At 74.7% G+C, this 13,362-nt stretch carries 11 protein-coding genes; 4 read left to right on the forward strand and 7 right to left on the reverse strand.

The window, feature by feature from the left end:
* Positions 1–146 precede the first annotated feature (146 nt).
* From pdhA to ACFY0O_RS04515, 3 genes are read left to right on the forward strand one after another with little or no spacing between them, the layout of a single operon-like run.
* Positions 147–1,283, forward strand: coding sequence for a pyruvate dehydrogenase (acetyl-transferring) E1 component subunit alpha (pdhA, locus tag ACFY0O_RS04505; protein ID WP_388942692.1), 1,137 nt, complete (start codon positions 147–149; stop codon positions 1,281–1,283).
* The gene (locus tag ACFY0O_RS04510) at positions 1,280–2,287 is read left to right on the forward strand and encodes an alpha-ketoacid dehydrogenase subunit beta (RefSeq protein WP_388942695.1); all 1,008 of its coding nucleotides are present in this window, start codon (positions 1,280–1,282) and stop codon (positions 2,285–2,287) included. Before pdhA ends, ACFY0O_RS04510 begins: the two co-directional genes overlap by 4 nt.
* A complete protein-coding gene (locus ACFY0O_RS04515; RefSeq protein ID WP_388942698.1) occupies positions 2,287–3,621 on the forward strand; it encodes a dihydrolipoamide acetyltransferase family protein in 1,335 nt (444 codons plus the stop codon). The genes ACFY0O_RS04510 and ACFY0O_RS04515 overlap by 1 nt, the downstream gene beginning before the upstream one ends.
* Before the next feature lie 60 nt (positions 3,622–3,681).
* Here the strand turns inward: ACFY0O_RS04515 and ACFY0O_RS04520 are convergent, their stop codons facing one another.
* A complete protein-coding gene (locus tag ACFY0O_RS04520) occupies positions 3,682–4,806 on the reverse strand; it encodes an FAD-dependent monooxygenase (RefSeq protein WP_388942700.1) in 1,125 nt (374 codons plus the stop codon).
* 81 nt (positions 4,807–4,887) lie between these two features.
* On the opposite strand from ACFY0O_RS04520, the gene ACFY0O_RS04525 reads away from it, so the two are divergent.
* Positions 4,888–5,448, forward strand: coding sequence for a TetR/AcrR family transcriptional regulator (locus ACFY0O_RS04525; protein WP_388942702.1), 561 nt, complete (start codon positions 4,888–4,890; stop codon positions 5,446–5,448).
* A 6-nt stretch (positions 5,449–5,454) separates the two neighbouring features.
* Here the strand turns inward: ACFY0O_RS04525 and ACFY0O_RS04530 are convergent, their stop codons facing one another.
* From ACFY0O_RS04530 to ACFY0O_RS04555, 6 genes are all read right to left on the reverse strand, one after another.
* On the reverse strand, positions 5,455–6,432 hold the full coding sequence (locus tag ACFY0O_RS04530; protein WP_388942705.1) for an NAD(P)H-quinone oxidoreductase: 978 nt from the start codon (positions 6,430–6,432) through the stop codon (positions 5,455–5,457).
* Between the two features lie 22 nt (positions 6,433–6,454).
* Positions 6,455–7,555, reverse strand: a complete 1,101-nt coding sequence (locus tag ACFY0O_RS04535; RefSeq protein WP_388942707.1) for a potassium channel family protein — start codon at positions 7,553–7,555, stop codon at positions 6,455–6,457.
* Positions 7,543–8,841, reverse strand: a complete 1,299-nt coding sequence (locus ACFY0O_RS04540; RefSeq protein ID WP_388942709.1) for a molybdopterin molybdotransferase MoeA — start codon at positions 8,839–8,841, stop codon at positions 7,543–7,545. The genes ACFY0O_RS04535 and ACFY0O_RS04540 overlap by 13 nt, the downstream gene beginning before the upstream one ends.
* Positions 8,838–9,728 carry an NTP transferase domain-containing protein gene (locus tag ACFY0O_RS04545; RefSeq protein ID WP_388942712.1) on the reverse strand — a complete coding sequence of 297 codons (891 nt, stop codon included), beginning with the start codon at positions 9,726–9,728 and terminating at the stop codon, positions 8,838–8,840. The genes ACFY0O_RS04540 and ACFY0O_RS04545 overlap by 4 nt, the downstream gene beginning before the upstream one ends.
* A gap of 241 nt (positions 9,729–9,969) precedes the next feature.
* A complete protein-coding gene (locus tag ACFY0O_RS04550) occupies positions 9,970–10,506 on the reverse strand; it encodes a bacterial proteasome activator family protein (protein ID WP_388942715.1) in 537 nt (178 codons plus the stop codon).
* 82 nt (positions 10,507–10,588) lie between these two features.
* Entirely contained in the window at positions 10,589–13,348 is a 2,760-nt protein-coding gene (locus ACFY0O_RS04555; protein WP_388943438.1) for an FtsX-like permease family protein, read from the reverse strand.
* Positions 13,349–13,362: the final 14 nt, after the last annotated feature.

Below are 13,362 nucleotides of genomic sequence, written 5' to 3' on the forward strand. Positions count from 1 at the left end.
CCCATCCCAGGGCTCCGTCGCCAGTTTGTCCACAGCCTGGAGCCGCCTGTAGCCAAATTGCGCCGACGACCGAACAATCGGTAGGTGAGGCACCCCACAACCGGGGAGTCCTTCTGCCCGCTTCCCACGAGGAGGTGTACGCCGCCATGACGGTCCAAGAGCTGCCCGGTGCCGGTGCGTCCCACCGTGTCACCCCGCCGCCCGCCTGGAGGCCCCGTACGGAGGCCGCTCCGCTGCTTCCGGACCCGGAGCCCCACCGGGTCCTGGGCACGCCGGCCGCCGAGCACCTCGACCCCGCGCTGATGCGCCGCTACTACGCGGAGCTGGTGCGCGGTCGCCGCTACAACGCGCAGGCCACCGCGCTGACCCGGCAGGGCCGTCTCGCCGTGTACCCCTCCACCGTCGGACAGGAGGCCGCCGAGATCGCGGCCGCGCTGGTCCTGGAGGAGCAGGACTGGCTCTTCCCCAGCTACCGCGACACCCTCGCGGCCGTGGCGCGCGGACTGGACCCCGTGGAGGCGCTCACCCTGCTGCGCGGCGACTGGCACACCGGCTACGACCCGCGCGAGCACCGCATAGCCCCCCTCTGCACCCCCCTCGCCACCCAGCTCCCGCACGCCGTGGGCGTGGCGCACGCCGCGCGGCTGCGCGGGGACGAGGTCGTCGCGCTGGCCATGGTCGGCGACGGCGGCACCAGCGAGGGCGACTTCCACGAGGCGCTGAACTTCGCGGCCGTCTGGCAGGCCCCGGTGGTCTTCCTGGTCCAGAACAACGGCTTCGCCATCTCCGTCCCGCTCGCCAAGCAGACGGCCGCCCCGACCCTGGCCCACAAGGCCGTGGGCTACGGGATGCCGGGCCGGCTGGTCGACGGAAACGACGTCGCCGCGCTCCACGAGGTGCTCACCGAGGCCGTGCAGCGGGCGCGCGCGGGCGGCGGCCCGACCCTGATCGAGGCCGTCACCTACCGGATGGAGGCCCACACGAACGCCGACGACGCGACCCGCTACCGGTCCGACTCCGAGGTCGAGGCCTGGAAGGCGCACGACCCGGTCGAGCTGCTGGAGCGCGAGCTGACCGGGCGCGGCTGGCTCGACGAGGCCGGCGTCCAGGAGGCGCGCGACGCGGCCGAGGCGATGGCGGCGAACCTGCGCGAGCGGATGAACGCCGAGCCCGTACTGAACCCGATGGACCTCTTCGCGCACGTCTACGCCGAGCAGACCGGCCGGCTGCGCGAGCAGGCCGCCATGCTGCGCGCGGAACTGGAAGCTGAGGACGACGCATGACCACGGTGGCTCAGCAGGCGGTCAAGCCCGCGACCATGGCGCAGGCGCTGACCCGGGCCATGCGCGACGCGATGGCCGAGGACCCCACGGTCCACGTGATGGGCGAGGACGTCGGCGCGCTCGGCGGGGTCTTCCGGATCACCGACGGGCTCGCGAAGGAGTTCGGCGAGGACCGGGTCACGGACACCCCGCTCGCGGAGGCCGGCATCCTCGGCACCGCCGTAGGCATGGCGATGTACGGGCTGCGGCCGGTCGTGGAGATGCAGTTCGACGCGTTCGCCTACCCGGCCTTCGAGCAGCTCATCTCGCACGTGGCGAAGATGCGCAACCGCACCCGGGGCAAGATGCCGCTGCCGATCACCATCCGCGTGCCGTACGGCGGCGGCATCGGCGGCGTCGAGCACCACTGCGACTCCTCCGAGGCCTACTACACGGCCACACCCGGGCTCACCGTCGTGACCCCGGCGACGGTCGAGGACGCGTACGGGCTGCTGCGCGAGTCGATCGCGAGCGACGACCCGGTGGTCTTCCTGGAGCCCAAGCGGCTCTACTGGTCCAAGTCGCAGTGGTCGCCGGAGGCCCCGGCGGCCGTCCCGGGCATCGGCAAGGCCCTGGTCCGCCGGGCCGGAACGAGCGCCACCCTGATCACGTACGGGCCCTCGCTGCCGGTCTGCCTGGAGGCGGCCGAGGCGGCCCGCGAGGAGGGCTGGGACCTGGAGGTCGTGGACCTGCGCTCGCTCGTCCCCTTCGACGAGGACACGGTCGTCGCCTCCGTACGCCGCACCGGCCGCGCGGTCGTGGTCCACGAGGCCGCCGGCTTCGGCGGGCCGGGTGCGGAGATCGCCGCCCGGGTGACGGAGCGCTGCTTCCACCACCTGGAGGCGCCGGTGCTGCGCGTGACGGGCTTCGACATCCCGTACCCGCCGCCGATGCTGGAGAAGCACCACCTGCCCGGTGTGGAGCGGATCCTGGACGCGGTGGCCCGCCTGCAGTGGGAGAACTGATGCCGCAGGTCATGGAGTTCAAGCTGCCGGACCTCGGTGAGGGGCTGACCGAGGCCGAGATCGTGCGGTGGCTGGTGGCGGTGGGCGACGTCGTCGCCATCGACCAGCCGGTCGTCGAGGTCGAGACGGCCAAGGCGATGGTGGAGGTGCCCTGCCCGTACGGCGGTGTGGTCACCGCCCGGTTCGGCGAGGAGGGCGAGGAGCTGCCGGTCGGCGCCCCGCTGATCACCGTGGCGGTGGGCGCGGTGTCGGCGCCCGACGGGGCCGCGCAGGCGCCGGCCGCCGAGGCGGAGGCGGAGGCCGAAGGCTCCGCCCAGGCGCCCCGGCCGCTGATCGGGTACGGCTCGGACCACGCGCGCCCGGCGCGTCGGCGGCGGGTGCGACCCGTTACCGCCGCGGTTTCGGCGCCCGCCCCGGCCCCCGTCCCGGTCCCGGTTCCGGTCCCCGTTCCGGCGGCTGCCGCCGGGCCGGTGCCCGTCATCTCGCCGCTGGTGCGCAAGCTGGCCCGGGACAACGGGGTCGACCTGCGGGCGCTGCGCGGATCCGGGCCGGAGGGGCTGATCCTGCGGGCCGACGTGGAGGCCGCGCTGCGGGCTCCGGAGCCCGTGGCCACCCCGGTGGCCACCCCCGTGGCGGTGGCCGCGCAGGGCGAGCGCATCCCCCTCAAGGGGCTGCGCGGCGCCGTGGCGGAGAAGCTCTCGCGCAGTCGGCGCGAGATCCCCGAGGCCACCTGCTGGGTCGACGCGGACGCCACCGAGCTGATGGCGGCGCGGGCCGCGATGAACGCGGTGGACGGCCCGAAGATCTCGGTGCTGGCCCTCCTGGCCCGGATCTGCACGGCCGCGCTGGCCCGCTACCCGGAGCTCAACTCCACGGTGGACCTCGCGGCGAAGGAGATCGTCCGGCTCCCGGCCGTGCACCTGGGCTTCGCCGCCCAGACGGAGCGCGGGCTGATGGTCCCGGTCGTCCGCGACGCCCAGACGCGCAGCCCGGAGTCCCTGTCGGCGGAGTTCGCCCGGCTGACGGAGCTGGCGCGGGCCGGGAAGCTGGCCCCGTCGGACCTCACGGGGGGCACGTTCACGCTGAACAACTACGGGGTGTTCGGAGTGGACGGCTCCACGCCGATCATCAACCACCCGGAGGCGGCGATGCTGGGGGTGGGGCGGATCATCCCGAAGCCGTGGGTGTACCGGGGGGAACTGGCCGTCCGCCAGGTCGTCCAGCTGTCGCTGACGTTCGACCACCGGGTGTGTGACGGGGGGACCGCAGGGGGGTTCCTCCGGTACGTGGCCGACTGCGTGGAGAACCCGGCCGTGCTGCTGCGCGGCCTGTAGCCGGGTGCGGGTGGGGGGCCGCCGCGCGAAGTCCGGCCCGCGCGGCGGCACGCCCGGGGGTCACCGCAGTGGCAGGGGCGGCGGGGTCCAGACGGCCGGGCGCAGGAGGGCTCGGACGGTGGCGCCGGACGGGGCCAGGCGGAGGGCCGTGTTGCGGGCCGTGACCGCGACGGGGTGGGTGAGGGCGTGTCCCATGCGGCCCGCCCGGCGTGCGGCCCGGGCGATCGCCTGGGTGCGGGGCCTGCGCGCCGCGTCGTAGCGGGACAGCGCGTGGGCCACCGGTCCGCCGTCCGACAGTTCCGCCGCGAGGACCACCGCGTCCTCCAGGGCCTGGCAGGCCCCCTGTCCCAGGTTCGGGGTCATGGCGTGTGCCGCGTCCCCCAGCAGGGCGACCCGACCGACCGCGTACGCGGGCAGCGGGGTCACCAACTCGTGCACGTCGTGGTGCAGGACGTCCTCGGGCCGGGTCGCCGCCAGCAGCCGCCCCACCTGCGGGTGCCACCCCGCGAAGCGGAGCCCCAGGACCCGCAGGGGGTCCGCGTGCCGGACGCCCTGCGGGGCCTTCAGTACGGCGTGCCATTCGGCGCGGCCGTCGGCGAAGGCGATGTGCCCGAACTCCGCCCCCGGCCCCCAGGTCAGCGCGAAGTCCTCCTCCGTGCGGACCGGTTCGGCGGTGATGGCGCGCAGCACCGTCGAACCGCTGTAGACCGGCCCGGGGTGGTCCGGGAAGAGCGCGGTGCGGATCCCGCTGCGCAGCCCGTCGGCGGCCACGACCAGGTCCGCCCCGGGGTCGGTGGCGAGGGTGCCGGTGCCCGCCCGCAGACAGTGCTCCGGGAGGGGCTCCCGCAGCAGCCGGTGGAGGGCCGCGCGGGGGATGCCGGACACGGGGGTGCCCAGGACCCGCTCCAGGGCCCGGCCGTCCATCCGGGACAGCCGGCGGCCGTCGGGGGTGCGGGTGCCGCCCGTGTACTGGGGGTGGGCGGCCGCCCGGACCGCCGCGCCCACGCCCAAGGCGTCCAGGGCGCGGATCCCGTTGGCGGCGAGGGAGATCCCCGCGCCCGCGTCCTCCAGCACGGGGGCGCGTTCCAGGACCCGTACCTCCCATCCGGTGCGGTGCAGCCCGAGGGCCGCCGCGAGTCCGCCGATGCCGCCGCCGATGACCAGGGCCCGTCGTGCCGTCGTCATGATGCCGCCCTCCCGTTTCTACACCTGTAGAAGACCTGGGGCGGAGACTACCCCGTCCTTCTACAGGTGTAGAAAGAGGGGGTGAGCGAAGAACGACGGGTCCTGCTGGCCGACGCCGCCATCGAGGTGCTGGCCGAGCTCGGCATGCGCGGGCTGACCCACCGCGCGGTCGACCGCGCCGCCGGGCTCCCCGCGGGCACGACCTCGGCCTACCTGCGCACGCGCGCCGCCCTGCTGACGGCGCTGGTACGCCGCCTCGTGGACCGGGACCAGGCCGAACTCCAGGCCGCCGGTGAGCGGACCCCCCTGCCGCGCACCCCCGCCGAGCTCACCGAGGGCCTCGCCGCGCTCACCACGGCCCGGCTCACGGGCGAGGGGCGCAGACGCTCCCTCGCCCGCTACGCCTGCGTACTGGAGAGCGTCCGCGACCCGGTACTGCGCGAGATCCTCGTGCCCCGTGAGAACGCCGGACGGGACGTCGTGCGCGCCTTCCTGGCCGCGCACGGCGTCCCCGACCCGGAGGCGCGCACCCTCAGCCTCCTGGCCTGCGTCGACGGCCTCGTCCTGGAACACCTGCCGACCGGGGCGGCCGAGATCCCCCGGGAGGCGCTGGAGGGACTGGTCGCCGCAGCCCTCCGCTGAGCCCCGTCAGAACGTGAGGAGGAGCTTGCCCACGTGGGTGCTGGACTCCAGGACGCGGTGGGCTTCCGCGGCCTCCGTGACGGGGTACGCGGCGTGGACCACCGGGCGGACCCGGCCCGAGTCGATCAGCGGCCAGACGTGCTCGCGGACCGCCGCGATGATGGCCGCCTTCTCCTCCAGCGGACGGGCCCGCAGCGAGGTCGCCGTGATGGCTCCGCGCTTCGCCAGCAGCATCCGCAGGTCCAGTTCCGCCTTGACCCCGCCCTGGAAGCCGATCACCGCGAGCCGGCCGTTCATGGCCAGCGCCTCCAGGTTCCGGCTCAGGTACTTCGCGCCCATGATGTCCAGGATCACGTCCGCCCCGGCCCCGCCCGTCGCGGCCTTGAGCTCCTCCACGAAGTCCTGCTCGCGGTAGTCGACCAGGATGTCCGCGCCCAGCTCCGCGCAGCGCTCCAGCTTCTCCCTGCCGCCCGCCGTCACCGCCACCCGCGCGCCCACGGCCTTGCCCAGCTGGACCGCCATGGTGCCGATGCCGCTGGAACCGCCGTGCACCAGCAGGGTCTCGCCCGGGCGGAGTCCGGCGACCATGAACACGTTGGACCACACCGTCGCGACGACCTCCGGCAGCGCGGCCGCCGCCACCAGGTCCACGCCCTGCGGGACCGGCAGGAGCTGCCCCGCCGGGACGGCGACCTTCTGCGCGTACCCGCCGCCCGACAGCAGGGCGCACACCTCGTCGCCCACCGCCCAGCCCGACACCCCGGGCCCGAGCGCCGCGATGCGTCCGGAACACTCCAGGCCGGGATAGGGCGAAGCCCCCGGCGGCGGATCGTAGAAGCCCTGCCGCTGCAAGACGTCGGCGCGGTTCACGGCGCTCGCCGCGACCTCGACGAGCACCTCGCCCTCGCCCGCCACCGGATCGGGTACGTCGGCCCAGACGAGGGCCTCGGGGCCGCCCGGCTGCTCGATGGTGATCGCATGCATGGCCCGGAATCTACCGCGCCCGCTACTCCGCCGGGCCGAGCGTGACCTGAGGGGTCGTCGGGGGAGTGGCGCGGACGATGGTGATCAGGCGGTCCGTCAGCTGGAGGGGGCTCGCGTGCGGATCGTCGTACGCCAGCAGCCGGTGCCCGCGCACCACGCTGACCACCAGGTCCTCGGTCTCGCGGACACCCCGGCCGACCTCCGCCCGGTTCACCGGACGCTCGATCAGGTCCAGGCCGCTGCCCTGCTGGATCAGGTCCTCCATCACCGCGCCCGCCCGCGGGCTGAGCACGGACAGCCCCAGCAGCCGGCCGGCCGCGCTCGCGCTCGTGATGACGGCGTCGGCACCGGACTGCTTCAGCAGCGGCGCGTTCTCCTCCTCGCGGACCGCCGTCACGATCTTCGCGCCCCGGTTGAGCTGCCGGGCCGTCAGCGTCACCAGGACCGCCGTGTCGTCCCGCTGGGTGGCGATGATGACCTGACGGGCCTTCTGGAGTTCGGCGCGCAGCAGTACGTCCGAGCGGGTGGCGTCGCCGACGACCCCCGTGAACCCCTCGGAGTTGGCCATGTCGATGACCTTGGCGCTGGGGTCGACGATGACGACCTGCTCCTTCGGGAGGCCCGTCGCCAGCAGGGTCTGCAGCGCCGAACGGCCCTTGGTGCCGAAGCCGACGACGACCGTGTGCTCGCGCAAGTTCTTCCTCCAGCGGTTCAACCGCCACTCTTCCCTGGTGCGTTCGGTCAGGACTTCCAGCGTGGTGCCGACCAGGATGATCAGGAACAGCACCCGCAGCGGGGTGATCAGCAGGACGTTGACCAGCCGGGCACTGTCGCTGTAGGGGACGATGTCGCCGTAGCCGGTGGTCGACAGGGTGACGGTCGCGTAGTAGACGCAGTCGAGGAAGTCGACGGAGTCGTCGGCGTTGTCGTGGTACCCCTTCCGGTCGAGCCAGACGAGCAGGACGGTCAGGCACATCACGAACAGGGCCATCAGCAGCCGTCGCGTGACCTGCCGCAGCGGCCTTTCCACCACCCGCTTGGGGAGTTTGATCCTGCGGGCCACGAGCCTCTCGTCCGCCCCGCGCGCCATCGCGTCCTGACCGTGGAGTTTCACGTGAAACATCCCCCTGCGGCCCACGGCAGGTCGAGGACCTCCAGCTCCTGCCCGTTCTGCGCGCCGTGCGGCGGTACGACGGCCAGCGCGTCGGCGGCGGCCACCCCGCGCAGCATCGCCGGGCCGTTGTAGCGCAGCGGTACGGCGTGCTCGTCGGTCAGCAGGACCGGCACCAGCCGGGTGTCGTAGGGGTGCCCCGGCACGTCCCCCTGGACGGGCACGGCGTAGCGGGGGCGCTGGCGGCGGCCGGCGAGGGCCCGCAGCAGCGGCTCGGCGAGGGTCAGCAGGCCGGACACCGCGGCGAGCGGGTTGCCGGGCAGGCCGACCACGTGGCGGCCGTCCGTCCGGTCGCCGATGCGGGCCAGCAGCATCGGGTGCCCCGGGCGCACGGCGACCCCGTCCACGAGGAGTTCGGCGCCGGCCCGCCGGAGCACGGGGTGGACGTGGTCGACGGGGCCGGAGGCGGTGCCGCCGGTGGTGACGACCACGTCGGCGGTGGAGCCGCTGACGGCCTGGAAGAGGGCTTCGGCCCCGGCGGGGTCGTCACCGAGGCGCAGGGTGGAGACCACCTCCGCCCCGATACGGGTGATCCAGGGGGCCAGCATGGGGCTGAGGGCGTCGCGGATCAGCCCGTCGTGCGGGAGGCCCTCGGTGAGGAGCTCGTCGCCGAGGACGAGGATCTCCACGCGGGGCCGGGGCCGGGTGACGAGTTCGTCGTACCCGGCGGCCGCGGCCAGCCCGAGGACGGCGGGGGTGACGAGCGAGCCGGCCGGGAGCAGCGGGTCGCCGGAGCGGCATTCCTGGCCGCGCGGGCGGATGTCCTGGCCGGTGCCGACGGGGCGGGTGGCGTACAGCTGGCTGCCGGACTCGCGGGCGTGCTCGCTGCGGATCACTGCGGTGGTGTCGGCCGGGATCCGGGCACCGGTGGCGATCCGGACGGCCTCGCCGTCGGCGAGCGGTACGGAGGCTCCGTCGCCCCCCGCCAGGACTCCGTCGCCGGGGCGGATCGCCCAGGGGCCGGGGCCCGCGACGGCCCAGCCGTCCATGGCGGAGGTGTCGAAGGAGGGCAGGTCGCCGAGGGCGTCCAGGGAGGTGGCCAGCACCTCTCCGAAGGCCTCCGCGAGGGCCACCCGGTGGCTGCGGGGCCGCACGGTCGTGCCGGCCAGGGCGGCGGCCTCCCGGGCGCGCTGCCAGGGGGTGGCGCGGTGGCCGCCCGCGCCGCCCTCGGCGGCGGGGGTGCGGCTGACCAGGGCCAGGGCCTCGTCGAGGGCGCCGTCGGCGTCGGTACGGGTCACGGAGAGCCGTTCCCCTCGGAGTCGGTGGGGGCGGGGGCGGAGGACTCGGCTTCCGCCGCCCAGCGCAGCGCCAGGTCGGCGGCCTTGCGGGAGGCCTCGGCGACGGCCTGGGCGGGGTCGGCGCCGGCGGCCTCGGCGCGGGCGGCCGCGTAGCCGACGAGGAAGGTCGTCAGCGGGGCGGCGGGCCGGGCGACGCCGTGGGCGGCGTCACGGGCGAGGTCGAGCAGGGTCTTGGTGTCGACGTCGAGGTCGATGCCGAGCTCGGTCTTGGCGGCGTTGATCCATTGATCCAGCACGTTCCCATGCTCCCTGATCCGGGCGCGGGCCGTCGCCAGGTCCTCCCAGGTGTCGCAGTCGAAGGAGGCGAGTGGCGCAGCGGTGGTGACCTCGACCAGGTCCAGTTCGGCGGTGAGGGCCTTGAGCGGGAGCCCGTGGAGGGTGCCGTGCTCGGTCGCGAGCAGGGCGATCTCGCGGCGCAGGGACTCGGCGCGGTAGGCGGCGACGAGGGGCTGGTCGCGGCCCTCGGGGTCCCGCAGCAGGGCCCCGTCGCCCGGGCCGTCGGAGGCCGCGGTCAGCAGCGCGCGGACGGTGTCGGGGTCGAGGAAGGGCAGGTCGGCGGAGAGCACGAGGACCACGGGGGTGGTGGTGCGCCGCAGCCCGGCGTGGAGTGCGGCCACCGGGCCGCCGCCGGGCGGGGACTCCAGGGTCCAGTCGACGGGGCGGGCGGTGGGCCTGCGGGCGCCGACGACGACGGTGGCGGCGGCGTCCTGGCAGGCCGCCAGGACGCGGTCGAGGAGGGTGCGGCCGCCCACCGGGAGGGCGGGCTTGTCGGCCCCGCCCAGGCGCCTCGCGGCGCCGCCCGCCAGGACGATGGCGTCGTAGGTCATGCCCATGAGTATGCGCGGGGGTTGTGGGTTCCGCCGGAGCCGCCTTACCCGTCGCTTACGCGGGGCCTGCGGGGCGGCTGCGGAGGGGCCGCTGCGCGGAGCCGTCTCCCCGCCCCGCCCTTCACCCGTTCTCCGGGGCTCCGCCCCGGACCCCCTGGGGGATCCGCCCCCAAGACCCTCCCCCGGCTACCGCTGGGAGGCGCCCCCAGGCGGGGCCGGACACTCCAGCCCCGCCGGGGTCTTACAGGTAGGGGCCCGAGCGGATGGCGCCGTGGGGGCCGTCTTCGTCGTCGTGGGGGCCGCCGGGGGGCAAGGCGCGGCGCATCTGCTCCAGTTGGGCCCGGGCCGCCATCTGCTGGGCGAACAGGGCCGTCTGGATGCCGTGGAAGAGGCCTTCCAGCCAGCCGACCAACTGGGCTTGGGCGATGCGGAGTTCGGCTTCGGACGGGACCGTTTCCTCCGTGAACGGGAGGGAGAGGCGCTCCAGCTCCTCGACCAGCTCCGGAGCCAGGCCGTCTTCCAGTTCCTTCACCGACGCCGCGTGGATGTCCTTGAGACGGACCCGGCTGGCCTCGTCCAGAGGTGCGGCGCGGACCTCTTCCAGAAGTTGCTTGATCATGCTGCCGATCCGCATGACCTTGGCGGGCTGTTCGACCATCTCCGTCACCGGGACCTCGCGCGACTCGTCATCGGCGCCGCCGACCGCCTCCCCGTCCTGTCCCACGATCAGGACGTGCGGGGGGCTGTCCTGCGACCGTTCACTCCTCGGCATCTCCATGCCGTCATTCTCTCGCACACCTTCGTTCTCACACGGTGTGCCCCCGCACGGGCGTGATCCACCCTGTGCGGGGGCGGCAACGTCATCCGGTCGCGCGGCGGGCCAGGGCTCCGCTCGACTTCGTGACCAGCGCGGCCAGGAGCGCCGCGCCGAGCGGGACGAGGACCAGCAGGCCGGCCAGGGTGTCCCAGGGGACGGCGATCGGGACGTAGAGGGTCTCGTCCGGGGAGGAGTAGCCCGCCTCGATGCTGTGCAGCAGCAGGCTGCGCTGCTCCTGTTCCTGGGTGAGGCGCAGGCCGACCGCCGGCAGGATGCCCGCCGCCGAGCCGAGCACGACGCCCATGAGGGCGACCACCCCGCACTGGAAGCCGCTGAGGGTGCGCCGCACGCGTGGGGCCGCGCCGACGGCCGCCAGCGTCTTCAGGTCGGCCTCGGAGTCGGCCTGGGCCAGGCCGGTCGCGATGCCGGCCGCACCGATGGTGACCAGCCCCGCGAAGACGGCGAGGGCCAGCGTCCCGATGGTGCTCTCGCTCCGGAAGCCGCATTCGATCCGGACGCGGACGTCGGCGCCCGTGCGGTCGATCTCCCCGTCGAGCCGCTGCCGCTGTTCGGTGGTGGCGGCCTGCTCCAGGCTGAAGTACGACCCGACCGGAGAGGTGGCGATGCCGGCGGCCTTCGCGGCGGAGGGCGGCAGGACGATCCGAACACCCCAGGAGTCGACGCCCTCGGGCGCCTGGTGGACGGCGAGGACCTTGTCCTGTCCGGGCAGTTCGGCGTGGGTCGCCTCGGCCTTCTGCGCCGCGACCGGGTCGGTGACCAGCCGGAGGGTGATCTTCCCGTCCTTCACGGCGCGGCGGTCGAAGGCGACCGGCTGTCCGGCCTTGAGGGCCGCCACCGAGCCCGGATCCGTCACCGCGAGCACCTGGAGCAGCTTCTCGTCCGCCACCAGCGTGTCGAAGGTCGAACCCCGGTGGCCCCGCTGGGCACAGCGCGGGTCCCGGCGGAGCTTCTTCGCCTCCTCCGCCGGGAAGTCGGCGGGGCCGTGCTCGGACTCGTAGAGCGGGCAGCGCTGTTCCTTGGGGACGATGAGCTCGACCCGTCCGCAGCCCGGCGCCGTCCCGTAGTCCTCGCAGTTCGGGTTGCCGAGCGACAGGCGGTCCACGTCGGCCCGTACCGCCACCGGCAGGGTCCTGGAGAGGGTCTCGCGGGCCGTCGGCACCTCCTTGTGGGCGCTGTTGTCGTTGATGCTCAGCAGGCCGGTGCCGGCGGGGAGTTCGGCGACGTACTCGTGGCGGGCCTGGACGTCCCGGCTGTGCTGGTACGTGGACACCGCCACGGTTCCGGCGACGGCGGCCAGCACGGCGGCCACGGCCGGGGCCGTACGCCCCCGGTTGCGGACGGCGTCGCGCAGCGCGAGCCGCGGCGACAGCGGAAGCCACCGGCCCAGCCGCCCGAACAGGCCGACCAGCAGCGGGGTGAGGGCCACGACGCCCAGCTCGGCGAGGGCGCTGCCGGCCGCGACGAGGGTGGGGCTGACCCGGTAGCGGGTCCCGTACAGGGCGATCGCGGCGCCGCCGGCCACGGCGAGCAGGCCGATCGCGGGCAGGACCCGGTTGGCGCGCCGGACGCCGCGGCGACCGGTGAGGGAGGCGAGGACGGTCTGCCGGGAGGCGGTGACGGCGGGGACGAACGCGGCCAGCAGGCCGGTCAGCACGGCGAGCAGGGCGATGCCGAGGAGTTCCGGGAGGCGGAAGTCGAAGGCGCCGAAGCGGGCGCCGATCTTCTCCTCCAGGAGCGGGCGCAGCCCGATGGTGAGGAGCACGCCGAGCGCGGAGCCGACGACCGCGGCCACGGCGCCGATGACCAGACCGCCGGACAGGACGATGGCCCGGATGTGCCGGCGGTCGCCGCCGTTGGCGCCGACCAGGCCCAGCTGGCGGCGCGAGCGCCGGGCGCCGACCGCGAAGGCGGGCCCGGCGAGCAGACAGACCTCCAGCAGGGCGAGCCCCACGACGGTGGCCACGGTGGCCTTCTCGGTGAACCGGCCCGTGTTCAGGCCCGGCCCGGCGAACCGCTCCTTGCCCTGCTCCTGGTACAGCGGCACTTCGGAGTCGGCGGGCGGGTGCGCCATGACGGCGCGGGAGAGGACGAGCGCCCCCTTGGTGTTGGCCTCCTTGACCATGTTCCACGTGAAACCATCCCCGCCGACCTTCACGAGGAAGGAGTCGGTGACGTTCAGCCCGGACGTGCCGGTGGCCGCCAGCGCCTTGTCGAGGGGGGCGAGCAGGGTGCCGGGCAGGGCGAGCAGTTCGTCGCGCGCCAGCTCGGAGGGCAGCTCGTACGAGCCGACGATCTCGTACCGGGCCGTGGAGCCGCGCGGGGTCACGGAGGAGCCGACGTAGAGCCCCGAGTGCTCCAGGAAGGCGGCGGTGGCGACGACCTCGCCGGGGCCGTGGGGCAGCCGGCCCCGCAGCGGGGTGACGATGCCCTGCGCCACCGGGTGGTGGACGTCGAGCTCGCGCAGCTGGGTGTCGAGCAGGCCGTGCCGGGTGTGGACCTTGACGTCGGAATAGCTCATCTGGACGGCTTCGGCACCGGCAGGGACCGCGGTCTTGAGCGGGACTTCCTTCTTCTCCGGGTCGGGGCGGTACTTCTCGTAGCCGCCGACGGGTGCCCAGCTCTGGGCGTCGGGGCGCTGGTAGGCGGGGCCGTCCAGCCCGGTCCGGTCGATCCGGGCGTCGGCGGCGCCGATCTCACGGGTGAGGTTCTGCTCGGGGGTGAGTTCGCCGCTGCGCAGGGTCAGGTCGATGGCGCTGGCCCCGACGACCGGCAGGGTGATCATCGCGAGGACCAGGG

Origin of the sequence: Streptomyces sp. NPDC001594, from assembly GCF_042893675.1 — a bacterium.
Classification (GTDB): domain Bacteria; phylum Actinomycetota; class Actinomycetes; order Streptomycetales; family Streptomycetaceae; genus Streptomyces.